Source organism: Pantoea sp. Fr+CA_20 (assembly GCF_024520835.1).
GTDB lineage: Bacteria > Pseudomonadota > Gammaproteobacteria > Enterobacterales > Enterobacteriaceae > Pantoea > Pantoea allii.
The window spans coordinates 69544-94407 of the sequence record NZ_JALNPN010000011.1 but is presented as its reverse complement, the minus strand read 5'-3'; the positions used below and the strand labels follow the sequence as shown (position 1 = coordinate 94407).

At 53.6% G+C, this 24864-nt stretch carries 21 protein-coding genes and 1 other RNA gene; 6 read left to right on the top strand and 16 right to left on the bottom strand.

Going from position 1 to position 24864, the window contains the following annotated elements:
• Positions 1 to 292 precede the first annotated feature (292 nt).
• From ubiI to NR177_RS14390, 4 genes are read right to left on the bottom strand one after another with little or no spacing between them, the layout of a single operon-like run.
• Positions 293 to 1495 (bottom strand): FAD-dependent 2-octaprenylphenol hydroxylase, encoded by a 1203-nt coding sequence (gene ubiI / locus NR177_RS14405; protein ID WP_096011781.1) that lies wholly within the window; start codon positions 1493 to 1495, stop codon positions 293 to 295.
• Between the two features lie 13 nt (positions 1496 to 1508).
• Complete coding sequence (ubiH, locus tag NR177_RS14400) at positions 1509 to 2687, bottom strand: 2-octaprenyl-6-methoxyphenyl hydroxylase (RefSeq protein ID WP_145394487.1); 1179 nt, start codon at positions 2685 to 2687, stop codon at positions 1509 to 1511.
• The gene (pepP, locus tag NR177_RS14395) at positions 2684 to 4006 is read right to left on the bottom strand and encodes a Xaa-Pro aminopeptidase (RefSeq protein ID WP_109716998.1); all 1323 of its coding nucleotides are present in this window, start codon (positions 4004 to 4006) and stop codon (positions 2684 to 2686) included. Before pepP ends, ubiH begins: the two co-directional genes overlap by 4 nt.
• Before the next feature lie 33 nt (positions 4007 to 4039).
• Complete coding sequence (locus NR177_RS14390; protein WP_063880815.1) at positions 4040 to 4618, bottom strand: YecA family protein; 579 nt, start codon at positions 4616 to 4618, stop codon at positions 4040 to 4042.
• A 171-nt stretch (positions 4619 to 4789) separates the two neighbouring features.
• Between NR177_RS14390 and zapA the strand changes: the two genes are divergently transcribed.
• The 3 genes from zapA (at position 4790) to NR177_RS14375 (ending at position 6016) form a co-directional block, all read left to right on the top strand.
• Positions 4790 to 5119: a cell division protein ZapA gene (zapA, locus tag NR177_RS14385; protein ID WP_063881246.1), complete on the top strand. Its 330-nt coding sequence runs from the start codon at positions 4790 to 4792 to the stop codon at positions 5117 to 5119.
• 39 nt (positions 5120 to 5158) lie between these two features.
• A non-coding RNA gene (ssrS, locus tag NR177_RS14380) (6S RNA) lies at positions 5159 to 5342 on the top strand.
• Positions 5343 to 5419: 77 nt separating this feature from the next.
• A complete protein-coding gene (locus NR177_RS14375) occupies positions 5420 to 6016 on the top strand; it encodes a 5-formyltetrahydrofolate cyclo-ligase (protein ID WP_256853122.1) in 597 nt (198 codons plus the stop codon).
• 42 nt (positions 6017 to 6058) lie between these two features.
• On the opposite strand, the gene serA is transcribed toward NR177_RS14375, so the two are convergent.
• Together serA and rpiA are read right to left on the bottom strand one after the other, a co-directional pair.
• Positions 6059 to 7297, bottom strand: a complete 1239-nt coding sequence (serA, locus tag NR177_RS14370; RefSeq protein ID WP_063880817.1) for a phosphoglycerate dehydrogenase — start codon at positions 7295 to 7297, stop codon at positions 6059 to 6061.
• Between the two features lie 277 nt (positions 7298 to 7574).
• Positions 7575 to 8234, bottom strand: a complete 660-nt coding sequence (gene rpiA / locus NR177_RS14365) for a ribose-5-phosphate isomerase RpiA (RefSeq protein WP_256853121.1) — start codon at positions 8232 to 8234, stop codon at positions 7575 to 7577.
• A 181-nt stretch (positions 8235 to 8415) separates the two neighbouring features.
• Between rpiA and NR177_RS14360 the strand changes: the two genes are divergently transcribed.
• Positions 8416 to 9318, top strand: a complete 903-nt coding sequence (locus tag NR177_RS14360; RefSeq protein ID WP_063880819.1) for a LysR family transcriptional regulator ArgP — start codon at positions 8416 to 8418, stop codon at positions 9316 to 9318.
• A 368-nt stretch (positions 9319 to 9686) separates the two neighbouring features.
• Here NR177_RS14360 and NR177_RS14355 read toward each other — a convergent pair whose 3' ends face one another.
• The 8 genes from NR177_RS14355 to tkt all read right to left on the bottom strand — a co-directional run bounded on the left by NR177_RS14355 (position 9687) and on the right by tkt (position 18643).
• Positions 9687 to 10415 (bottom strand): oxidative stress defense protein, encoded by a 729-nt coding sequence (locus tag NR177_RS14355; RefSeq protein WP_063880820.1) that lies wholly within the window; start codon positions 10413 to 10415, stop codon positions 9687 to 9689.
• Between the two features lie 144 nt (positions 10416 to 10559).
• Complete coding sequence (argO, locus tag NR177_RS14350) at positions 10560 to 11183, bottom strand: arginine exporter ArgO (RefSeq protein ID WP_145394483.1); 624 nt, start codon at positions 11181 to 11183, stop codon at positions 10560 to 10562.
• A gap of 126 nt (positions 11184 to 11309) precedes the next feature.
• A complete protein-coding gene (gene mscS, locus NR177_RS14345; RefSeq protein WP_063880822.1) occupies positions 11310 to 12185 on the bottom strand; it encodes a small-conductance mechanosensitive channel MscS in 876 nt (291 codons plus the stop codon).
• A gap of 172 nt (positions 12186 to 12357) precedes the next feature.
• Entirely contained in the window at positions 12358 to 12711 is a 354-nt protein-coding gene (locus NR177_RS14340) for a VOC family protein (RefSeq protein ID WP_256853120.1), read from the bottom strand.
• Between the two features lie 206 nt (positions 12712 to 12917).
• Positions 12918 to 13997, bottom strand: coding sequence for a class II fructose-bisphosphate aldolase (gene fbaA, locus NR177_RS14335; protein ID WP_256853119.1), 1080 nt, complete (start codon positions 13995 to 13997; stop codon positions 12918 to 12920).
• A gap of 109 nt (positions 13998 to 14106) precedes the next feature.
• The gene (pgk, locus tag NR177_RS14330; RefSeq protein WP_145394481.1) at positions 14107 to 15270 is read right to left on the bottom strand and encodes a phosphoglycerate kinase; all 1164 of its coding nucleotides are present in this window, start codon (positions 15268 to 15270) and stop codon (positions 14107 to 14109) included.
• A gap of 51 nt (positions 15271 to 15321) precedes the next feature.
• The gene (epd, locus tag NR177_RS14325) at positions 15322 to 16341 is read right to left on the bottom strand and encodes an erythrose-4-phosphate dehydrogenase (RefSeq protein WP_241568284.1); all 1020 of its coding nucleotides are present in this window, start codon (positions 16339 to 16341) and stop codon (positions 15322 to 15324) included.
• Positions 16342 to 16648: 307 nt separating this feature from the next.
• A complete protein-coding gene (tkt, locus tag NR177_RS14320; protein WP_063880826.1) occupies positions 16649 to 18643 on the bottom strand; it encodes a transketolase in 1995 nt (664 codons plus the stop codon).
• Between the two features lie 270 nt (positions 18644 to 18913).
• On the opposite strand from tkt, the gene NR177_RS14315 reads away from it, so the two are divergent.
• A complete protein-coding gene (locus NR177_RS14315; RefSeq protein ID WP_063880827.1) occupies positions 18914 to 19669 on the top strand; it encodes a M48 family metallopeptidase in 756 nt (251 codons plus the stop codon).
• Between the two features lie 43 nt (positions 19670 to 19712).
• On the opposite strand, the gene speB is transcribed toward NR177_RS14315, so the two are convergent.
• Together speB and speA are read right to left on the bottom strand one after the other, a co-directional pair.
• Positions 19713 to 20633 carry an agmatinase gene (gene speB / locus NR177_RS14310; protein ID WP_063880828.1) on the bottom strand — a complete coding sequence of 307 codons (921 nt, stop codon included), beginning with the start codon at positions 20631 to 20633 and terminating at the stop codon, positions 19713 to 19715.
• 159 nt (positions 20634 to 20792) lie between these two features.
• Positions 20793 to 22772 (bottom strand): biosynthetic arginine decarboxylase, encoded by a 1980-nt coding sequence (gene speA / locus NR177_RS14305; protein WP_074181035.1) that lies wholly within the window; start codon positions 22770 to 22772, stop codon positions 20793 to 20795.
• 804 nt (positions 22773 to 23576) lie between these two features.
• On the opposite strand from speA, the gene metK reads away from it, so the two are divergent.
• The gene (gene metK, locus NR177_RS14300; protein ID WP_063880829.1) at positions 23577 to 24728 is read left to right on the top strand and encodes a methionine adenosyltransferase; all 1152 of its coding nucleotides are present in this window, start codon (positions 23577 to 23579) and stop codon (positions 24726 to 24728) included.
• Positions 24729 to 24864: the final 136 nt, after the last annotated feature.

The window sequence follows — 24864 nt, the reverse complement described above, 5'->3', positions numbered from 1 at the left end:
CCAGGGAGAAAGGCAAACAGGACAAAAAACTGTAATTTTGTGATTAGCCACGCAATAAATACGCCATGGTGATTTATACGCAGCAATTTTATGCGCGAAGCCTGGCAGGATGTTAAAAAAATAGCGGGACGAAAAGGCTCAGGGATAAAAAAAAGTAATGCGAAACATCAGGCAAAATTAGAATAAATCAAATGAGGCGCAATCAGGGTGCAGCACTGCATTTTTATGGTGCAGCGGATTAAGGCGATAAAAAAAGCCAGCACGAATGCTGGCTTTTTGCTTCAGGATGGCTTTAGCGAAGCCACTCTGGCATATCATTCAGGCCCATTGCCTGGCGGAGCATTATCGGCTTCACGCCCGGCAGATTATCGGCTAATTTCAGGCCCAAATCGCGAAACAGCTTCCTGGCAGGATTGTTGCCTGCAAACAATTCACGGAAGCCCTGCATCCCGGCCAGCATCATTGCTGCACTGTGCTTACGACTGCGCTCATAGCGGCGCAGATAAAGGTGCTCTCCAATATCTTTGCCCTGCTGATGCAGGCGACGAATTTCGCCGATCAGCTCTGCGGCATCCATGAATCCCAGATTGACGCCCTGCCCTGCCAGCGGATGAATGGTATGCGCCGCATCGCCCACCAGCGCCAGTCGGTGAGCGGCAAAGTTACGTGCATAACGTGCCGTCAGCGGGAAACACTTGCGTTCCCCTTCCAGCTCGCACAGCCCCAGCCGCATATCAAACGCGACGGACAACTGTTGATTGAACAGCGACTCTGGCATGGCTTCCAGGCGGCTGGCTTCCTGAGGTGAAAGCGACCAGACGATTGAGCAAAGATGCGGATCCTGCATGGGCAGGAACGCCAGAATGCCATCGCCGTGAAAAACCTGACGAGCCACGCCGCCATGGGGCAAGGCTGTACGAATATTCGCCACCAGCGCATGGTGGTCGTAATCCCAGAAGGTCAGGGGAATGTCGGCTTTGTTACGCAACCAGGAGTTGGCTCCGTCCGCCGCAACCATCAGCCGCGCGCTCATCATGCTGCCATCTTGCAGCGTAATAAAAGCTTCATTATCGCCAAATGCCACTTGCTGTAGCTGTGAAGCAGCCAGTAACGTGACATCACTGCAGTTGCTGGCGCGCTGCCACAGGGCGGTGTGGATCACGGGATTTTCGATGATGTGCCCAAGATGCGCCAGCCCCTGCTGCTCACCATCAAATGCGATCGCGCCAAAGCTGTCACGCTCCCAGACTTCCATCGCCTGATAAGGACTGGCGCGAAGGGACAAAATAGTTGACCAGACATCCAGCTTTTGCAAAAGACGTTCACTGGCCGCATTAATCGCGGATACGCGCACAGAGGGAGATGCGCCTGCATCAAATTGCGGCTCGGCCGACTGTTCCAGCACGGCAATGCGTAATCCGCTCCCTTGCAGACCGCAGGCCACTGCCAGCCCTACCATTCCGCCGCCAGCGATCACCACATCGTAAGTTTGCATCAGTGCCTCTCAGTTAACGCTTAACCCAGCCGAGCGTACGCTCAGCCAGAAGATTTCTCAGCCACGGCAGATGATCCATTGCCAGCAAGCCCAGGTTGCGCCCGACGACCAGCGGCGCATGACGATTAGCAAACAGACGTACCAGCCCGTCAGTGATGCCCACGGTAATGGCCCGGTCCTGTTGGCGACGTTGCTGGTAGTGCTGCAAAACCCCGTAGCTACCGGGATCTTGCTGCTGCCGATGTGCATTGGCCAGGGTTTCAGCCAGTGACATCACATCCCGCAGACCCAGGTTAAATCCCTGACCGGCTATCGGATGCAGCGTCTGCGCAGCGTTTCCGACGGTGACTACACGATGGGAAACCGCAGGATTGGCCTGCTGTAACGCCAACGGATAAACATCACGCTTGCCGGTATGGGTGAATTTGCCCAGCCGCCAGCCAAAGGCGCGCTGAAGCTGGCTGAGGAAGACCTCGTCGTTCCAGCTTTCTACCTGCGGGCGCTGCTCCAGCGGATGGCACCACACCAGCGACAGACGGTTGTTTGACATTGGCAGCAGCGCCAGGGGGCCAAACTCGGTAAAGCGTTCAAATGCCCGGCCCTGATGAGGACGCTCACTGGTGACGTTGGCGATAAGCGCCAACTGCTGATAGGCCTCTGTCTGCCACTGAATGCCGCAGGCGGCAGCAACGGCAGAACGGGTGCCATCAGCGGCCACCAGTACCTCGCCTTCCAACTGCTCACCATTATCAAGCGTAACCTGCACGCGTTCCTGGGTGCGGGCTACCTGAGTCACGCGTGACGGACAACGCAGTGTGACGCCAGGTGCCTGCTTAAGCTGCGTAAACAGCTGCTGTCCTACGTCGAATAACTCAACCACGTGCCCCAACGCGGGAATCGCATAATCGCGGGCGGCCAGGGATACAAAACCGGCATGACCGCGATCGGAAACATGGATAGTGGTGATGGGAGTGGCACAGGGTGAAATACGCTGCCAGAGATTGATATCAGCAAGTTGCTGGCAGGTGCCCGCAGACAGCGCAATCGCACGCCCGTCATAGCCCGGATGCGTGCGGCTGGCAGGTTCGCTGCTTTCAATCAGCGTCACGGGCAGTGCGCCCTGTGTCAGGTGTGAAATCGCCAGCGCCAGCGTGGCGCCGGTCATTCCACCACCGGCGATAAGAATGGTCATACCGCGCGTGCCGCCGCCATCAGTGCCTCAATGGCATCGGGATCTTTCACCACGCTGTCGGTAAGATTCTCGTTACCGTTTTCAGTAATCACGATGTCATCCTCAATGCGGATGCCGATACCGCGGTATTCCACAGGCACATCCGCATCTGGCGCGATATACAGCCCCGGCTCAACCGTGATAACCATGCCCGGTTCCAGGATACGATCGCGGCTTGGCGTGCCGTAGTGCCCCACATCGTGGACATCCAGACCTAACCAATGGCCCAGGCCGTGCATAAAGAATTTGCGATGCGCGTCTTCGGCGATAAGTGCATCCACCTCGCCCTGCATTACGCCCAGCTCAACCAGTCCAGTGACCATAATGCGCACGACGTCATCATTGACCTCGCGGATGCTGACACCGGGACGGAATCGGGCGAGTGCCGTTTCTAAGGATTTGAGTACGATATTGTAGATAGCCCGCTGCGGCGGGCTGAACTTGCCATTAACCGGAAAAGTCCGGGTAATGTCGCCCGCATAACCCTGTAATTCGCATCCCGCATCAATGAGCACCAGGTCGCCATCCTGCATCTCACACTCATTTTCGGTGTAGTGCAGAATACAGCCGTTTTCACCGGAGCCTACGATAGTGTTGTAAGACGGGAAGCGCGCACCATGACGGTTAAATTCGTGATGAATTTCGCCTTCAAGGTGATATTCAAACAGACCTGGACGACAGGCTTGCATGGCGCGAGTATGTGCCAGCGCACTGATCTCGCCTGCGCGACGCAACAGCGCAATTTCTTCAGGGCTTTTAAACAGGCGCATCTCATGCACCCAGGGACGCCAGTCAGTCAGGCTAGCCGGTGCACTCAGATTCTGGCGAAAGCCCTGACGCAGTTTATCCAGCGCACTAAACACCAACTTGTCAGCCTCAGCATACTGGCCCTGCGCGTGATACACCTCATCCAGACCGTTCAGCAGCAGGTGAAGTTGTTCACCGATATCGTTCCATGGCAGGGCACGATCCACGCCCAGTTTAGCGGGCGCCGCGTCCTGTCCCAGACGGCGGCCAAACCAGATTTCTGCAGTCAGGTCGCGCACACGATTAAACAGCACGCTGTGATTGTGGTTCTCATCACTTTTGATCAGCACCAGTAACGCCTGCGGCTCATTGAAGCCGGTGAAATACCAGAAGTCACTGTTCTGACGGAACGGATATTCACTGTCGTTACTGCGTGTTACTTCAGGCGCGGCAAAGATTAACGCTGCGCTGCCCGGAACCATTTTCGCTAACAGCGCCTGACGGCGCTGCTGGAAATTTTCCAGTGAAATCATGTCTGCACTCCCTGTTGAACTCAGATATCTGGCTTAGTGTAGCGTTGGCTTTTGTACTTCTGGTGCGGTCGGTTGCGGGCGCGTGAAGGTATCGTGACAGAGTAGCGCAGCAACGCGAACATACTCGATCACCTCTTCCAGCGACTGCTCGAGTTCTTCCTGATCTTCGTCTTCGTCATAGCCAAGCTGAGCAATCGTGCGCAGATCGTCGATGGCCTCACCCGTTTCGCCGGTGACCTTATCCAGTTTAGGCTGGGTTACGCCCAGGCCAAGTAAAAAATGATTCACCCAGCCCGCCAGAGCATCAGCACGGTCAAACACCGTGATGTCATCATCGCCAGGCAGCATCAGTTGAAAAAGAAAGCCATCGTCCTCAAGCGCAGTAGCAATGCTGGCATGCAGAGACTGCAGTGGCTGAGACAGCGTTTGCGAAAAAGCCATGCCTTCATTCGCGAGATCATGGACCAGCGTTTTCCAGCTGTTATCCTGATTACCGCCACACAGGATGCCGCTAAGCAATCCGTGCATTTCCGCGGGCGTCATACCGACGCCGTGGTGTGAGAGCGCCGCCGCCAGCGCGTTGTAATCGGGGGTTGCGTTCTGTGAAGACATCATTTTTCATCGTCGTTGGCTGTAAGAGTTCGTGGTATGCTACCACTAGCTGCCTCAAGGTTTCCAGAAAAGGGGTTGTATCTTATTTCTCAGGTCTATATAGTTGCCCGCCTCCCAGGCCATTGAAGGCTAAGGGGAATGGCGAGCCAGGTAATCAGTCAGGAAGGTGGCATGTCTGCACAACCGGTAGATTTACAAATTTTTGGTCGTTCTTTGAGAGTAAATTGTCCGCCTGAACAGCAAGATGCGCTGAACGCGGCAGCAGAAGATCTCAATCAACGGTTGCAAGATTTAAAAGTTCGCACTAGAGTCACAAATACAGAGCAACTGGTGTTCATTGCCGCGTTAAACATTTGCCATGAACTGGCACAAGAGAAAGGCAAGACGCGTGACTATGCTGCTAATATGGAACAACGAATCCGTATGCTACAGCAGACAATTGAACAGGCATTAGTTGAGCAAGGTCGCATAACCGATCGCGAGGATGCGAAGTTCGAATAACACTTCATGGTCGCTGTGCTACACTGACGGTGAAGTAAATTTTCTCTGAGATGTTTGCAAGTGGGCCAGTCCCCTGAGCCGATATTTCATACCAACAGAATGTGACGCTCCGCAACCTGTGAGCATGCTCGGTCCGTCCGAGAAGCCTGATGGTTGCGACGGCATGTTCACCTTGAACCAAGGGTTCAAGGGTTACAGCCTACGGCGGCATCTCGGAGATCTCCTTTCTGGTAGTACTGCTTTATCTCCCACCAGGCATGATATAATGCGTCGCTCAAGCGACCTTGTCTGGGGGAAACCATGTCAGAACCCTCTTTGCTACCGCGACAGGACATCCGTCAGCATGTTCGTCATTTACGTCGCGCACTCAGCCCCGAACAGCAACACGCTGCAGCCGATCAGCTTGCGGAACACGCGATTAACGTTGCGCCGATTGCCGACGCCAGCAACATAGCGCTGTTTTTGTCTGTCGATGGCGAAATCAATACGCGACCACTTATCGCAAAGCTGTGGCAGCAAAAAAAACGGGTTTATCTGCCGGTTCTGCATCCCTTTGCTGCCGGTCATTTGCTTTTTCTTCGCTATACGCCGGAAACACAGTTAATCCAAAATAAGCTGCGCATTCCCGAACCTCCGCTCGATATCCGCCATCTGGTTACACTTGATAAACTGGACGTGATGATGGTGCCGCTGGTGGCATTTGACCGCACCGGGCAGCGTTTAGGCATGGGCGGCGGTTTCTACGACCGCACTTTACCGAACTGGAAACAACACGGATTCCTACCGATTGGGGTTGCCCACGATTGTCAGTTGGTTGATGTGCTACCTGCAGCGGCCTGGGATATCCCCCTGCCCGCCGTACTGACGCCGTCTAAACTCTGGCTATGGGATGAATAAACCCAGGCACACTCGTGCGCCTGGGTTTATGACAGCGATGGATTAGTACAGCAGACGGGCGCGGATAGTACCCGGAATAGCCTTCATAAGCTGCAGGGCTTTCTCAGCCAGTTCATGCTCGGCGTCAACGTCAATCACCACATAACCCATCATCGGCGAGGTTTGCAGGTACTGAGCGGCAATATTGATGCCCTGCTCAGCAAAGATCTGGTTGATCGCGGTGAGGACGCCTGGGCGGTTCTCATGTATATGCAGCAGACGACTGGCGCTCACGCCGTGCATCGGCAATGAGACTTCAGGGAAGTTAACGGCGGACAGCGTTGAACCGTTATCCGAGTATTTAGCCAGCTTACCTGCGACTTCAATACCAATATTTTCCTGCGCTTCTTCGGTAGATCCACCGATATGCGGCGTCAGGATAACGTTGTCGAATTCGCTCAGCGGTGAAATGAACGGATCGCTGTTGGTCGCAGGCTCGACCGGGAATACGTCAATAGCGGCTCCGCCAACCTGCTTACTTGCCAGCGCGTCACACAACGCCGGAATATCCACTACGGTGCCGCGTGAGGCGTTTATCAGCAACGCGCCGGGTTTCATCTGCGCCAGTTCATTGGCAGAGATCATATTTTGCGTGGAGGCGGTTTCAGGTACATGCAGGCTGACGACATCGCTCATGTTCAGCAGTTGCGTCAGGCTACGAACCTGTGAAGCGTTGCCGAGCGGCAGTTTGTTTTCAATATCGTAGAAATAAACGTGCATGCCCAGGCTCTCAGCCAGCACGCCCAGTTGCATACCGATATGACCATAGCCAATGATGCCGAGCTTTTTACCGCGCGCTTCAAATGAGCCCTTGGCAATTTTATTCCAGACGCCGCGGTGCGCCTTCGCATTCGCTTCCGGTACACCACGCAGCATCAGCAGCATTTCGCCAATAACCAGTTCGGCAACAGAGCGCGTATTGGAGAAAGGCGCATTAAACACCGGGATACCGCGCTTAGCGGCCGCATTTAAATCAACCTGGTTCGTTCCGATGCAGAAACAGCCCACAGCCACCAGTTTTTCTGCAGCGGCAAAAATCTCTTCGGTCAGTTGGGAACGGGAACGGATACCGATAAAATGCGCATCGCGAGCGGACGCTTTCAACGCCTCGGCATCCAGTGCGCCTTTGTGGAATTCAATATTGGTGTAACCTGCAGCACGGAGGTTTTCCAGCGCACTCTGATGGACACCTTCCACCAGCAGGAACTTAATTTTGTCTTTTTCCAGTGATACCTTTGCCATTTCCCAACCCTATTCAGAATTCAACGAGGACTGAACGCCGCCAGCCGTCTGTCAAAATATCAAAAAAATCGCCTGCGGCAATACAAACGATTGCCTGCCCGTCAGCATGGCCGGGCTCAGAGGGCGCACTTTGCCAGACAAAATCATGGGTTGGCCGCATCGGAAAGAACGAACCCGCTGCCGATGACGGTTATGTGACATAAGTCACCAAATTTTGACCTGGTAAGAAAAGTTTTTTAAATCAAAAAAAAGCGGGCGCCGTTCAGCGCCAGGCGCATTATTTTTTGAGAGTTTTGACGCCGTCCGGCCCACCAATCAGTGCAACGTCTGCGCCGCGCGCCGCAAACAGCCCAACGGTGACCACACCGGGCAAGGCGTTGATGGTTTTTTCCAGCTCAATGGGATTGAGAATACGCAGATTGTGCACATCAAGAATGATATTGCCGTTGTCGGTCACTACATTCTGACGATATTCAGGTAAGCCCCCCAACTTCACCAGTTCACGCGCAACATAACTGCGCGCCATCGGGATGACTTCAACCGGTAGCGGAAAGCGTCCAAGCACATCCACTTCTTTGGATGCATCGGCGATGCAGATAAACTTTTTGGCCACTGCAGCGACGATTTTCTCACGCGTCAGCGCAGCGCCACCGCCTTTAATCATCTGCATTTGTGGGTTAATTTCATCGGCACCATCGACATAAATGGCCAGGTCATCGATTTCGTTCAAATCAAACACCTGAATGCCCAGGCTTTTCAGCTTTTGCGTTGAGGCTTCGGAACTGGAAACGGCACCGTCAATCTGATGTTTAATGCTTGCGAGCGCATCAATAAAGTGGGCGGCAGTAGAACCTGTTCCAACACCGACGATTGTCCCGGGCTGGACATAATCAAGTGCAGCCCAACCAACAGCTTTTTTCAGTTCATCCTGGGTCATGATATGTTTAGAACCTGTGCGATAAGGAATTGCGCGTAGTATAAAGCAAGGCTTGCTGAAAATGCTCGGATGCATTGGGCGGATTTAATGCTTTGGAAGCCAGCCCACAAAAATTTCCCCGACATTGCCGTTGGCACTTTTGTGGCATAGTGACGTCCATCCTGAAGGAGAGAGAAAAATAATGAAACGCCCTGACTACAGAACGCTTCAGGCGCTGGACGCAGTGATACGTGAACGCGGCTTCGAACGTGCCGCGCAAAAGCTGTGCATTACGCAATCTGCCGTATCGCAGCGCATTAAACAGCTGGAAAACCTGTTTGGTCAGCCGCTGTTAGTTCGCACCGTGCCGCCTCGCCCTACCGAGCAAGGTCAAAAACTGCTTGCGCTGCTGCACCAGGTTGAGTTGCTGGAGGAAGAGTGGCTGGGCGATGAAATCAGCGGGACAACGCCGCTGCTGCTGTCGCTGGCGGTGAACGCCGACAGCCTGGCAACCTGGCTGTTGCCCGCATTAAAAGACGTACTGGCCGATTCGCCGGTGCGTCTGAACCTTCAGGTTGAGGATGAAACCCGCACTCAGGAACGCCTGAGACGAGGCGAAGTGGTTGGCGCAGTGAGTATCCAGCCCCAGCCGCTGCCAAGCTGTCTGGTGGATCAACTGGGTGCCCTGGATTATTTGTTTGTGGCCTCAAAGGATTTCGCAGATCGCTTTTTCCCCAACGGCGTAACGCGTTCCGCCCTGCTTAAAGCGCCAGCGGTGGCCTTTGATCATCTGGATGATATGCATCAGGCCTTCTTGCAGCAGAACTTTGATTTATCACCGGGCAGCGTTCCCTGCCATATCGTCAACTCATCCGAAGCGTTTGTGCAGATGGCGCGGCAGGGATCAACCTGCTGTATGATCCCTCACCTGCAGATTGAACGCGAACTGGCAAGTGGCGAGCTCATCGATCTCACGCCGGGGCTGTATCAACGTCGGATGCTGTACTGGCACCGTTTTGCGCCAGAAAGCCGGCTGATGCGTCGGGTAACGGATGCGCTGATTGCCCATGGCCATCGGGTGCTACGTCAGGATACGGCGGAATAGCGGGCGGTCGACAGATCATAAAAGCGCTAAAGGCCAGGAAAAACGAGCTGGCTGAAGGTTGTGTGCCAAACGTCTAATCTTTGCCGCCGCAAAAGTTGGGCGTTGCGGTGAGAAGATGTAGTTGTGAAAGCGGCACGGCGTTAATGGCCGTCAGGGCATTTTTCAGAAGGCAATACGCAGCGCTGAGCAGAGGGAATCCACCAGGATTTACCCGCCAGGACGCTGGTAAAAGGCGCAGCCGGCACAGCGTTGTGCCGTCTGTGCCGGTCCGTCAGGTTGATGAGCGATGTGAAGGAACCGCATCAGCGGCGCGAGGACCGCCTGGCAAACATTGCCCCTGATAGCTTAACCACAACACCAATAACGGGTTACTGTGCGGTATTCGGTTTCATCTCAAACACCACATCCACCTGGTCATCAAAGTTGATGCTTTGCTGATCGTAGGTTTCCTGCGCAGACGTATCTGCCGCAGCCGAGGCTTTAAACATGCGGTTCATGGGCATTGGCTGATAGTTTGCCACCTGATAACGAATGCTGTAGATCGGGCCCAGTTTGGCATTAAAGCCTTCAGCCAGTTCAGCGGCCTGTTGGGTCGCATTCTTAATCGCGGCTTTACGTGCCTGCTGCTTGTAGCTCTCTGGATTGGCGACGCCCAGTTCAACACCGCGCACTTCGTTCAGACCGGACTTCAGCGCACCATCAAGGAGATCGTTCAGCTTGTCCAGCTGACGAACGGTGACCTGCACCTGACGCACCGCACGATAGCCTTTAAGCTGCGATTTACCGTCTTTGGTGTAGTCATACTCTGGCTGCGTCGTCAGGTTCGCCGCTTCAATGTCTTTTTTCTCAATACCGTTTTTTTGCAGGAAATCAAAATATTGCGCTACGCGACTATCGACCTGCTTTTTTGCTTCAGCGGCATCTTTCGATGAGACATTCACCACAATTGACAGCGTCGCGATATCCGGGCGGGCATCTACGGTTGCCTTACCTGACGTAACAACATGGGGTCCGTTCGGCAGTTCGTCAGCCTGTACGCTCAAAGGCAATGCCCCTGCGCTCATCATCGCGGCAAGCGCCAATGCTTTCAGTTTCATGAAAGTCCTCCTTGAAAAGGTCAGTTCGATGGCTTCCAGTATATGAAGCCCACAAGCGCATCATATTACGCCTTGGTTGGAGTGGAGATTATGGCAAAAGTTCGGCAGATTGACCTTAATAACCGGTTTTCGTTTACCTTTTGCTCAAAACCCAGTGATGACCTGTCGGGCAAGCTGAAACGCAATAAACCACATTACCGCCCCAACCAGCAGGTTAATGATGCGCTGAGCACGCGCCGTTTGCAGTAAAGGCGCGAGCCACGCAGCCAGCAGCGCCAGACCAAAAAACCAGATTACCGAGGCGCTGATGGTGCCCAGTGCAAACCACTGTCGCGCCGTCGTTCCTGGCAACTGACCACCAAGGCTGCCCAGCACCACAAAGGTATCAAGATAAACATGTGGATTCAGCCAGGTCACCGCCAGCATCGTCGCAATAATTCGCCCTCTGCTTTGCGTTGCGTGCATCCCTGATGCCAGTTCAATATTGCGGCTAAACGCCGTACGCAAGGCTCCCCAGCCGTACCACAGCAGGAAAGCAACGCCTGCACAGGTAATCATCATCAGGAGCAGTGGCGACTGATTCAGTAGCGCGCTGCCACCAAAAATGCCCGCACAGATTAAGGCGATATCACTTAGCGCACAGAGCGCCGCCGTCATGAGATGATACTGACGCTTTACGCCCTGGTTCAGCACAAAGGCATTTTGTGGGCCTAACGGCAGGATGAGCGCAGCCCCAAGAGCAAGCCCTTGAAAATAAATGGTTAACACAGGATGTTATTCCTTACATCGGTGAGATGCAGGGATTATAGAGAGCGGTTTGGATTAGCGGAAATTGAAAAATTTAATCTGCCATTAACGAAATTAATGGGCGGCACGGGCCGCCCATCGCACGACTTACTGGGTCGCGGTCACGTCGCTGTCTGGCTGTTTAACCTGATGCAGATGTACATCCATTTGTGGATAAGGAATGCCGATGCCTTTGCTGTCCAGCGCACGCTTGAAGTTCTTCAGCAAATCCCAGTAGACGTCCTGCAGATCGCCGCTATTACTCCAGCAACGAACAACAAAGTTAAGCGAAGATGCGCCTAATTCGTTCAGGCCAATCTGGATGCCACGATCTTTTAATACCCGCTGATCGGCTTCAACGACATCACGCAACAGAGCAATCACCTCATCCACATCGGCTTCATAAGCCACTCCGACGATAAATTCATTACGACGCACAGGCTCACGCGAAAAGTTAACGATATTGCCGCTGATGATTTTACCGTTCGGCACCACCACAATTTTGCCATCGGCGGATTTCAGGGTGGTAGAGAAGATTTGTACATTGAGTACGGTCCCCATTACGCCGCCCAGATCGACGAACTCGCCGGTACGGAAAGGACGGAAGGTGACGAGCAGCACGCCAGCCGCTAAATTGGAGAGCGAACCTTGCAAGGCCAAACCGACTGCCAGACCAGCGGCACCCAGCACCGCGATGACCGAGGCCGTTTGCACGCCCACACGACCCAGCGCAGCAATAACCGTAAAGGCGATAACGCCATAGCGTACCAGAGCGGAAAGGAAATCGGCGACGGTGGCATCAATATGGCGCGCGCGCAGCAGCCGATTAACCGTGTTTGAAATCACTCTGGCAATGATCATGCCGACAATGATAATGGCAATCGCCGCCACGATATTGACGGCATAGCTCAGAATCAGTGCCTGGTTATGTACCAGCCAGCCACCGGCACTGTTGATGCCATTAACAACATTCAAGTCTTCCATTTGTAAGCCCTGTTGATGGTTCCCCCTACGGGGGAAAAACAAAAACTGCCAGATGTAATCCGACACCCAAGGGTTAAGGGTAATCAATTATTTAGCCAGGCGCCAAAATGAGTGACATATTAAGACGGCTTTGCACAATTACTCATCAGTGCCCCAGAAGCCACGGTTTTGCTCACTGCACATGGCTCAGGATATTAATGAGCCTGCCGAAAGGATCGCGGACATAAAAACGACGGACGCCCCACGCTTCTTCCGTAAGCCCATATTCCACCGTTAGCCTCGCGGCGACAACGCGTCGGTACACCTCATCAAGATTATCGACCTCAATGGACAAGTCCGGCACAGGCGTGCCTGCACCGCCTTCCAGCGCAATGCTGAGCTGGGGCGCCATAGCATTCTCCGCAGCCCAGGTCACAATCCATCCGTGATCCATGGCCAGCTTCAGGTCGAGAATGTCACCATAAAAGCGTTTGGCTTCTTCCGTATTTTTGCCCTGAATATTCGCGACGATGCGTTTGACTGCCATAAAATCGCCCTCATCGGTTAACTCAGAGACAAAGCATACCGGGGACGGTGCGATGAGGTTGTGACAGCCGGTCAGAAAGTGTCGCCCTGTAAGAAGAAATGAAACCGGGGGTAAGCGGAAAGGATAAAAAAAAGTCCCGATCGGACGATCGGGACTGCGTCATTCATCCGGCGTTCTCGCGAACTCAGACGAGTGCGTTGTGATGCTTACAGAACGTCAACGGCGTTAAGTTCTTTGAACGCCTGCTCCAGACGCACCACCATGGATGCCTGAGCAGAGCGCAGCCATACACGTGGATCGTAGTATTTCTTGTTTGGCTTGTCTGCGCCTTCTGGGTTACCCAGTTGCGCCTGCAGATAGCCTTCGTTCTTTTTGTAGTACTGCAGGATGCCGTCCCAGGTTGCCCATTGGGTATCGGTATCGATATTCATCTTGATCACGCCGTAGCTGATAGACTCTTCGATTTCTGCAGCAGATGAACCTGAACCACCGTGGAATACAAAGTCCAGCGCGTTGTGCGGCAGACCGTGTTTTTCACAAACATATTTCTGTGAATCACGCAGAATCGTTGGGGTCAGTTTTACGTTGCCTGGCTTGTAAACGCCGTGCACGTTACCGAAGGATGCCGCAATGGTGAAACGCGGGCTGATCGCATTCAGTTTTTCGTACGCGTAGTTTACGTCTTCTGGCTGGGTGTAAAGTGCAGAAGCGTCCATATGGCTGTTATCTACGCCATCTTCTTCACCACCAGTGCAGCCCAGTTCGATTTCCAGGGTCATGTCGATTTTCTCCATGCGCGCCAGGTATTTGCTGCTGATTTCGATGTTTTCTTCCAGTGACTCTTCAGACAGGTCGATCATGTGAGAAGAGAACAGTGGCTTACCGGTTTTCTTGAAGTGCTCTTCGCCCGCGTCCAGCAGGCCGTCGATCCACGGCAGCAGTTTCTTGGCGCAGTGGTCGGTATGCAGGATAACCGGCACGCCGTACTGTTCAGCCATCAGATGCACGTGATGTGCGCCAGAGATAGCACCGAAAATCGCTGCGCCCTGTGGCTTGTCTGTTTTAAAACCTTTACCGGCGATGAATGCAGCACCACCGTTGGAGAACTGTACGATAACCGGCGCTTTTACTTTCGCGGCAGCTTCCAGTACAGCGTTAATTGAGTCGGTGCCGACGCAGTTGACCGCTGGCAGAGCGAATTTGTTCTCTTTCGCTACTTTGAAGATCTTCTGAACGTCATCACCAGTGACAACGCCGGGTTTTACGAAATCAAAAATTTTAGACATGATTGTGTCCTGTTTCGTGACCGGTTATCCCCAATACGGGGACAGCGATTTAAACGCCCTGTTTTGGGCGAGTTTTCAGGCGATGCCGCAGGGCATCGCCCCCAAAGGATTACTGCTTCGCACGCTCTTCCAGCATGGCTACGGCAGGCAGTTTTTTGCCTTCAACGAACTCAAGGAAGGCACCGCCGCCGGTAGAGATATAGGAGATTTTGTCTTCGATCCCAAACAGATCGATGGCAGCCAGCGTGTCACCGCCGCCCGCGACAGAGAAGGCTTCACTGTCCGCAATGGCGTTAGCGACGATTTCAGTGCCTTTACGGAAGTTCGGGAACTCAAACACGCCAACCGGGCCATTCCACAGGATGGTTTTAGCATTCTTCAGAATGTCCGCCATGGCCTGGGCTGTCTCATCGCCGAAGTCCATAATCTCTTCGTTATCTGCGACTTCTGAAACCTTTTTCACGGTTGCTGGGGCAGTTTCAGAGAATTCCGTGCCAACACGGGAGTCGGTTGGAACAGGAATACCATATTGATCGCGCAGGCCTTTTGCCGCTTCAACGAAGTCTGGCTCGTACAGCGATTTGCCCACGTTGTTGTCGATCGCGACAAAGGTATTCGCAATGCCACCGCCGACAATCACGGTATCAGCAATCTTCACCAGCGACTGCAGCACATCGAATTTGGTCGATACTTTAGAACCACCCACCACGGCCACCAGCGGACGCTCAGGGCTTTTCATCACTTTACCCAGCGCTTCCAGTTCTGCAGACAGCAGTGGACCTGCACAGGCGACAGGCGCAAATTTACCGACGCCGTGCGTCGATGCCTGGGCGCGGTGCGCGGTACCAAACGCATCCATCACAAAGACGTCGCACAGCGCAGCATATTTCTTAGACAGCGCTTCGTCGTCTTTCTTTTCGCCTTTGTTAAAGCGCACGTTTTCCAGTACCACCAGTTCACCTGCGCCGATGTCGACACCGTCAAGGTAGTCTTTCGCCAGGGTAACCTGAGTACCGTTCAGTTTTTCTTTCAGGTAGTTCACTACTGGCAGCAGTGAGAATTCTTCGTTGTATTCACCTTCGGTCGGGCGACCCAGGTGAGAGGTAACCATCACTTTGGCGCCCTGTTTCAACGCCGCTTCGATAGTTGGCAGTGAAGCACGAATACGTGCATCCGACGTCACTTTCCCTTCTTTCACTGGTACGTTGAGATCGGCGCGAATTAATACGCGTTTGCCAGCAAGATCCAGATCGGTCATCTTAATTACGGACATGGTGAACCCTCTCGTTGATTCTCATAAGTTTTGCCAGACGCAAACCGCGTCTTACCTGAAACCGCTTGCGGCCATCGCTAACGTTGTGTCGAGCATTCGGTTAGCAAAGCCCCATTCGTTGTCACACCAGACCAGGGTTTTGATCAGATGCTGACCGCTGACCCGCGTTTGTGTACCGTCCACAATGGCACTGTGCGGATCATGGTTGAAATCTACTGAGACTAACGGCAATTCCGTATAGTCAACTATACCACGAAATGCCCCTTCTGCCGCGCTTTGCAACAAGGCGTTAACCTCGCAGGCCCGTACGGGCTGGCGTACAGAAACGCTGAGATCAATGGCTGTCACGTTGATCGTCGGCACGCGAACCGCAATGGCTTCGAAGCGATCGTTAAATTTCGGAAAAATACGCGTAATGCCCGCCGCCAATCGGGTATCGACCGGGATGATAGACTGACTGGCCGCACGCGTACGGCGCAGATCGCTGTGATAAGCGTCAATCACCTGCTGATCGTGCATCGCCGAATGGATGGTCGTTACTGTGCCCGACTCGATACCAAAGGCGTCATCCAGCAGCTTAATCACCGGAATGATGCAGTTGGTGGTACAGGATGCATTAGAGACAATACAGTCCGTTTGTTTCAGCTCCTGCTCGTTGACGCCGTACACCACGGTTGCATCAAGATCGTTACCACCCGGATGGGAAAACAGGACTTTTTTCGCCCCCGCACGCAAATGGGCTTCACCATCGTCGCGGGAACCATAAACGCCGGTACAGTCCAGCACCACGTCAACGTTAAGCTCGCGCCAGGGCAGCTCATCCAGTCCGGCCTGGTGCAGAATGCGAATAATATCGTCCCCGACCCACAGCTGGTCACGCTCCTGACGGACATCCAGTGCAAAACGTCCATGGCTGGTGTCGTACTTCAGCAGGTGCGCCATGCCTGCGGCTTCAGCCAGTTCGTTAACCGCCACCACCGTAATTTCAGCGCGGCGCCCCGTTTCATACAGTGCACGCAACACGTTGCGTCCAATGCGACCAAAGCCGTTTATCGCTACCCGAATGGTCATCTTTCTCCTGCCAAACCAGACTGAAAAAAAGGTGCTGATAGCCTGAGCGTTTCGCTGCATTTTGTACAGGAGATTCTTAGCCCGGGACAGAGCAAAGCGGCCCAAACTGAAACGGTTCAGCAAGGATAATGGAAGGAAGGAATAACGGGAATGATTGCGATCAAGGGCGCTGCTTATTTTTGGATCTACGTCACAAAAACGGGCAAAAAATCGCTATTACTGGAGGAATAATTTGGTTAATAAGGGGACGGATTCCGCCCCCTTTAATCAGAAGGCAGGCGCGCATTCACTCGCCTGCCTCTCTTTACTATGCCAGCAACGCTTTGGCTTTCGCTACCACGTTATCTACTGTGAAGCCAAAGACTTCAAACAGCTTCTCAGCTGGCGCTGACTCACCAAAGGTAGTCATGCCGATGATTGCGCCGTTCAGACCGGTATATTTAAACCAGTAATCTGCAATACCGGCTTCAATCGCAACGCGTGCGGCAACGGCTTTTGGCAGGACCGATTCACGATATTCAGCCGACTGCTTGTCGAAGGCATCGGTAGAGGGCATGGAGACCACACGTACCTTACGGCCTTCATCGGTCAGCTTCTGATACGCGGCTACAGCCAGTTCAACTTCGGAACCGGTGGCAATCAGGATCAGCTCTGGCGTGCCTGCGCTGTCTTTCAGCACGTAACCGCCACGCGCGACGTTTGCCAGCTGCTCCGCGGTACGATCCTGTTGTGCCAGATTCTGGCGAGAGAAGATCAGTGCGCTTGGGCCGTCTTTACGCTCGATGGCATATTTCCACGCAACCGCCGATTCAACCTGGTCACACGGACGCCACAGGCTCATGTTTGGCGTGGTGCGCAGGCTTGCCATCTGCTCTACCGGCTGGTGAGTCGGGCCATCTTCGCCCAGACCAATGGAGTCGTGGGTATAAACCATGATCTGACGAATTTTCATCAGGGCAGCCATACGGGCGGCGTTACGCGCATACTCAACAAACATCAGGAAGGTTGCGGTGTAAGGCAGGAAGCCACCGTGCAGCGCCAGACCGTTAGCAATGGCGGTCATACCAAACTCACGCACGCCATAATGGATATAGTTACCGGCTGCGTCTTCATTGATTGGCTTAGAACCTGACCAGATGGTGAGGTTACTTGGTGCCAGGTCAGCAGAACCGCCCAGATATTCTGGCAGGATTTTACCAAAGGCTTCGATAGCATTTTGTGACGCTTTACGGCTGGCAATTTTCGCCGGATTCGCCTGTAACTGCTCGACAAACTTCTGTGATTCCTGCTGCCAGTTAGCTGGCAGGTCATTGCTCATGCGGCGGGTAAACTCAGCGGCCAGCTCAGGGAAAGCCTTAGCATAGGCTGCAAATTTGGTATTCCACGCCGCTTCTTTGGCCTGGCCCGCTTCTTTAGCATCCCATTCAGCATAAATATCTGAAGGAATCACGAAAGGAGGATATTCCCAGCCTAACTGCTTACGGGTCAGTGCAATTTCGTCATCGCCCAGTGGCGCGCCGTGTGAGTCATGGGTACCGGCTTTATTCGGTGAACCAAAACCAATAACGGTTTTGCACATCAGCAGTGAAGGCTTGTCGCTAACGGCTTTCGCTTCTTCAATCGCTTTGGCGATAGCATCGGCGTTGTGACCATCTACGCCGCGTACCACGTGCCAGCCGTACGCTTCAAAGCGCTTAGCGGTGTCATCGGTAAACCAGCCGTCAACGTGACCATCAATTGAAATGCCATTGTCATCATAGAATGCCACCAGCTTGCCCAGCTTCAGCGTACCCGCCAGCGAGCAAACCTCGTGTGAAATGCCTTCCATCATGCAGCCGTCACCCATAAAGACCCAGGTATTATGGTCTACGATGTCATGGCCCGGACGGTTGAACTGCGCTGCCAGCGTGCGTTCAGCAATGGCAAAACCCACCGCGTTGGCAATGCCCTGCCCCAGCGGACCGGTGGTGGTTTCCACGCCGACGGTATAGCCGTACTCAGGGTGACCCGGCGTTTTAGAGTGCAGTTGACGGAAGTTTTCCAGCTCACTGATCGGTAAATCGTAGCCGGTCAGGTGCAGCAGGCTGTAAATCAGCATGGAGCCGTGGCCGTTAGACAGCACAAAACGGTCACGATCGGCCCAGTGTGGGTTGGTTGGGTTATGATTGAGATAGCCGCGCCACAATACTTCGGCGATATCCGCCATGCCCATCGGGGCACCCGGGTGTCCCGATTTAGCTTTTTGCACTGCATCCATACTTAACGCGCGAATGGCGTTGGCAAGATCTTTACGAGAGGGCATCTTCTACTCCAGTTCGGATTAATGATTTGCGCCTTAACCTGTTGTAATTAATCAGCTATCGGGCAAAGCACGGGGGAAAGTTTCACCACAATGTACATGAAAAACGGGGCAAAAGTAATGTGGTAAAACGCTAAATGTTCCCGCTTCGTCTGGCTTTTCCAGTAATGTCTGCTAGCAAAATGGCTTATCGCGAACTATAACCTGTTGGTTCAACCACCTGGCACAGATTCAGGTGATTGTTTTTTATCTTGTTACTTATGGGACGACAGAATGAAAATTCAAAAAACGGCACTGGCTCTGGGCCTGGTTGCATTGCTAAGTGGTTGTGAAGGCGTAAACAGTGATGGTCTGCTGCAGTCGGGCGCACAGGCTTTCCAGGCTTACACCCTGAGCGATGCTCAGGTTAAGCAGCTCAGCGATCAATCCTGCGCCCAGATGGACAAAGAAAACCAGGTGGCACCGGCTGACAGCGAATACCAGCAACGTCTGAACAAAATCGCTGCGGCGCTGGGTGACAACATCAATGGCATCCCGGCGAACTACAAGGTTTATCAGACCAAAGATGTTAACGCATGGGCCATGGCCAACGGCTGCATCCGCGTCTACAGCGGTTTAATGGATATGATGACCGACAATGAGGTCGAGGCGGTGCTGGGACACGAAATGGGCCACGTTGCGCTGGGCCATACGCGCAAAGCGATGCAGGTCGCCTTCACCACGACGGCAGCACGTACTGCGGCAGCCTCGGCTGGCGGGATCATTGGTTCGCTGTCACAGTCACAGTTGGGTGATTTGGGCGAAAAACTGGTGAATGCGCAGTTCTCGCAGACACAGGAAACACAGGCCGATGACTACTCCTACAGCCTGTTGAAGAAGCGCGGTATTGATCCCGTTGGGCTGGCAACCAGCTTTGAAAAACTGGCAAAACTGGAGAAGGGCCGTCAAAGCTCTATGTTTGACTCGCATCCTGACTCGGAAGCTCGTGCTCAGCACATTCGCGATCGCATTGCCGCAGACGCTAAATAACGCGTTATCAGAGGGATAACTCTGAGGTTATCCCCCTGTCACCTCAGCCCTTGTTGGCAGCCTGGACGTGCAACATGTCCAGCGCCAGGGTGGCCGCGGCAAGAGCCGTCAGATCGGCGTGATCGTAACCCGGTGCAACTTCCACCAGATCCATCCCCACGATATTCATGCCCTGTAAACCCCGAATCAGCTTGGTCGCTTTATCAGTGGTCAAACCGCCAATGACCGGCGTACCGGTGCCCGGTGCATGTGCAGGGTCCAGACAGTCGATATCAAATGTCAGATAGACCGGCAGATCGCCAACGGTGCGTTTAATTTCAGCCAGAATATCGTCCACGCTACGGTCGTTGACCTGAGCGGCATCCAGCACGTTGAAGCCCAGGCTCTTGTCGAACTCGGTGCGAATACCAATCTGCACCGAGTGCTGAGGATCGATCAGCCCTTCCTTCGGTGCGGTAAAGAACATGGTGCCATGGTCAAACGTTGGGCCATTAGAGTAGGTATCGGTATGCGCGTCAAAGTGCACCAACGCCATTTTACCGAAGTGCTTCGCGTGCGCGCGCAGCAGAGGCAGCGTGACGTAGTGATCGCCACCGAAGGTCATCATACGTTTGCCGTTGGCCAGCAGTTTCTCTGCATGGGCCTGCAGCTTGTCAGACAGATCCTGTGAATCGCCAAAGGCATAAACCAGATCGCCACAGTCCACCACGTTCAGACGCTGACGCAGGTCAAACTCCCACGGCCAGCGGCAACCTTCCCAGGCGAGATTGGTCGAGATCTGACGGATAGCGCCTGGGCCAAGACGGCTGCCCGGACGGCCCGAGGTGGCCGCATCAAAGGGCACGCCGGTGATCACCCACTCTGCATCGCTGTCGTAAGGCTGGAAATTTACCGGGAAACGCATAAAACCAAAGGCATTAGAAACCAGTGAATTGTCGTACTGATTGCCAAGGGTATTGTACATAAGTCGTCCTCTGTCTGTGCTTGAGTCGGGTCTGGCCCGCGCACCATGAAGGTTGAGATAAAAAAAATCCCTCCCGCGTCGTTAGGCCCGACGAGGAAGGGATGAGTTGCTGCCGATTATCAACAATGTCCCGGCGAGCTGCAAGCGCTTCGCGGGGCTTTATTCGTCTTCTAAATAGGTGTAACCATACAGACCACTTTCAAACTCTTGCAGGAACTGCTCGCGCAGTTCGTCATCCAGTTCGGAGGTCTGAATTTGCTTACGGAACAGCGTCATCAGTTCGTTTGGATCAAGCTGAACATACTGCAGCATATCGGCTACGGTATCGCCTTCATCCGACAGCTGGACTTCCACTTCCCCATTCTGGAACGCGAACACGTCAACCGCTTCGGTGTCACCAAACAGGTTGTGCATATTGCCCAGGATTTCCTGATAAGCGCCCACCATAAAGAAGCCGAGCATCGGTGGATTGTCCACGTCGTACTCCGGCATCGGCATGGTTGTCGCAATCCCATCACCATCCACATAGTGATCGATGGTGCCGTCTGAGTCACAGGTGATATCCAGCAACACGGCGCGACGTTCCGGCTTTTTATTCAAGCCTTCCAGCGGAAGCACAGGGAACAGTTGATCAATGCCCCACGCATCCGGCATTGACTGGAACAGCGAGAAGTTAACGTAGATCTTGTCCGCCATACGTTCCTGCAGCTCGTCGATAATAGGACGGTGTGCACGGTTGCTGGGATCAAGATGCTGCTGAATATAGTGACAGATGCTCAGATAGAGTTGCTCTGCCCACGCGCGTTGCTTCAGGCTGTAAGTGCCCGATGAGTAACCCGTATGGATATCAAACAGGTCCATCTGGCTGTCATGAAGCCATTCACGCAGGGAGCGGCGGGTGTTCGGCTCGTGCATCTCCTGCCAGGTTTCCCACATGCTCAGGATAGGACGAGGCGCGTCTTCAATATCTGGCGCTTCTGGCTTACTGAATTCGTTACGCTCAACGCCGATGATGTTAGACACCAGCACCGTGTGGTGCGCCGTGACTGCACGACCGGATTCGGTGATAACCGTTGGGTGCTCAAGACCATGCTCGTCACAGGCCGCGCCAATTCCCCAGATCACATTGTTGGCATATTCATTCAGCCCATAGTTAACCGAACAGTCGGACTGCGAACGGGTACCTTCATAGTCAACGCCCAGACCACCGCCGACGTCAAAGCACTTAATGTTGACGCCCAGTTTCGCCAGCTCAACATAAAAGCGTGCTGACTCACGTACGCCGGTGGCGATATCGCGGATGTTAGACATCTGCGATCCCAAATGGAAATGCAGAAGCTGCAGGCTGTCCATCCGACCGGCTTCACGCATGATGTCGACCAGCTTAAGGACCTGGGTGGCAGACAGACCAAATTTGGATTTCTCACCACCGCTCGACTGCCATTTACCGGAGCCTTGTGAAGCAAGACGGGCGCGAATACCCAGACGTGGCACCACGTTCAGGCGTTCCGCTTCTTCCAGCACCATGCGCACTTCGGTCATCTTCTCAAGTACCAGATAAACCTTGTGACCAATCTTCTCGCCAATCAACGCCAGACGAATATATTCACGATCTTTGTAACCATTACACACAATCACTGAACGGGTCTGCCCGGCATGGGCCAGCACCGCCATCAGTTCGGCTTTTGAACCGGCTTCCAGGCCCAGCGGTTCGCCGGAGTTAATCAAAGATTCAATCACGCGCTTGTGCTGGTTAACTTTGATGGGATAAACCAGGAAGTAATCACCGGTATAGCCGTAAGACTCACGCGCACGTTTAAACGCCCCGTTAATGGAGCGCAGGCGGTGTTGAAGAATCTGGGGGAAACAGAACAGTGCGGGCAGGCGTTGGCCTTGTGCCTCTCGCTCCTTGACCAGCTTAGCCAGATCGACGCGCACATCCGGGCGATCCGGGTCCGGGCAGACGCTAATATGACCCAGTTCATTGACGTCATAGTAGTTGTTGCCCCACCAGGCAATGTTATACGTTCGCAGCATCAGGCTGGCGTCTTGATCGTTCATCGCCACCTCCTGCATTGAGCGGAGTGCACCTTGTTCGCCAGCTGACGAACCCTTGATATTCTTCATGCCGTCAGACATCGCGAACCTCAATTTTCCGTTGAAAGATAATAATGTAAACCGACTCAAAGGTCGGAAGTCTGAAAATTCGTTGCCACATATTACGTCATGCTCTGTCTGCGTCGCGAACCCGCACGATGCATCGTTGAATACCTAAGTGTAAAACACTCAGCCATGTCAGGTGCAAAAGGGTCGCGAATAATTGACGACGCTCGCAGCCTGGGCGATATAAACCGCTATCGCGTCAGAGGTTAGCCAGCGCTTGTGTCGGGATAATTACCGAAACCAATAAAATGTCGGCAGAAGAGAAATAAAGGTGGGAAACAGGATAACGCCGGCGCAACGCCAGCACGCGAAGAACCCGTGAGTGGGAACATAAGGCTCATAACTCGTATCACCTCCGCACAGGTCAAAGACATGTGGAAAAGCATCAGGGTGAAAGCCAGACAGTTGTCTGACAGGCGCGACGCGCTAGCACGTCATCCTTTTTTTTCTGCTGAGAACGCAGCGGCGTTTTATACATTTTGCGCACAAAAAATGCAAAGAGATTATTTGCTTAATGCCTCCGCCATAAACAGAATTATCCACTGCGCAGCATAAAGTTAACAGCGTAACCTCAAAAAGGGCTGGTAATTCGCTCACCCCGTAACCTAAAATAGACGTCCAGATGGTTTTCCATCTAAACAGGTTAATATCCAGGCGGTGTTGGCCTGCGTGCTGACACTACCTGACTGCTCACGGCTTTGCCTTAAGGGGCGTTAAGTCAGCTAATACTCACTTGCGCTATGCAGTCGAATTCAAACCATTGGTAAGGTAAAGAACATAATGGCTAAACATCTTTTTACATCCGAGTCCGTATCCGAAGGACATCCTGATAAAATCGCCGACCAGATTTCTGATGCCGTGCTTGATGCCATCCTGGAACAGGATCCGAAAGCGCGTGTGGCCTGCGAAACTTACGTGAAAACCGGTATGGTGCTGGTTGGCGGCGAAATCACCACCAGTGCCTGGGTCGATATCGAAGAAATCACCCGTAATACCGTTCGTGAAATCGGCTATGTTCATTCCGATATGGGCTTTGATGCCAACTCTTGCGCAGTGTTAAGCGCAATTGGCAAACAGTCTCAGGATATCAACCAGGGCGTTGACCGTAGCGATCCGCTGGAGCAAGGCGCGGGTGACCAGGGCCTGATGTTTGGCTATGCCACAAACGAAACTGATGTTCTGATGCCCGCACCGGTGACCTATGCGCACCGTCTGGTTCAGCGCCAGGCTGAAGTGCGTAAGAACGGCACGCTGTCATGGCTGCGCCCGGATGCTAAAAGCCAGGTGACCTTCCAGTACGACGACGGTAAAATTGTTGGGATTGATGCCGTCGTGCTGTCAACCCAGCACAGCGAAGACATCTCACAGACAGCGTTGCAGGAAGCGGTGATGGAAGAAATCATCAAGCCTGTCCTGCCTGCCGAGTGGCTGAATGCATCCACTAAATATCACATCAATCCGACTGGCCGCTTTGTTATCGGTGGCCCGATGGGTGACTGCGGCCTGACCGGTCGTAAAATCATTGTCGATACTTACGGCGGGATGGCCCGTCACGGTGGCGGCGCATTCTCTGGTAAAGATCCGTCTAAAGTTGACCGTTCAGCCGCCTATGCCGCCCGCTATGTTGCCAAAAACATCGTGGCCGCGGGCCTGGCCGATCGTTGTGAGATTCAGGTTTCCTATGCGATTGGCGTCGCTGAGCCGACCTCTATCATGGTCGAGACCTTTGGCACAGAAAAAGTGTCTACTGAACAGCTGACCTTGCTGGTGCGCGAGTTCTTTGACCTGCGCCCTTACGGCCTGATTCAGATGCTGGACCTGCTGCATCCTATCTATAAAGAAACCGCTGCCTACGGTCACTTCGGTCGCGAGCATTTCCCTTGGGAAAAAACCGACAAAGCTGCCCAGCTGCGTGAGGCTGCGGGCCTGTAAGGCTGACGCATCACTGAAAAGCCCCGCCATCTGGCGGGGCTTTTTTTTGCCTGTCCTGCTTCCTTTTCATGGCGTTTTTTCCTTCTGCACATTTTTTTAACTCAACTACACTTTCTTTCGGCTTGTACGCTGCTGA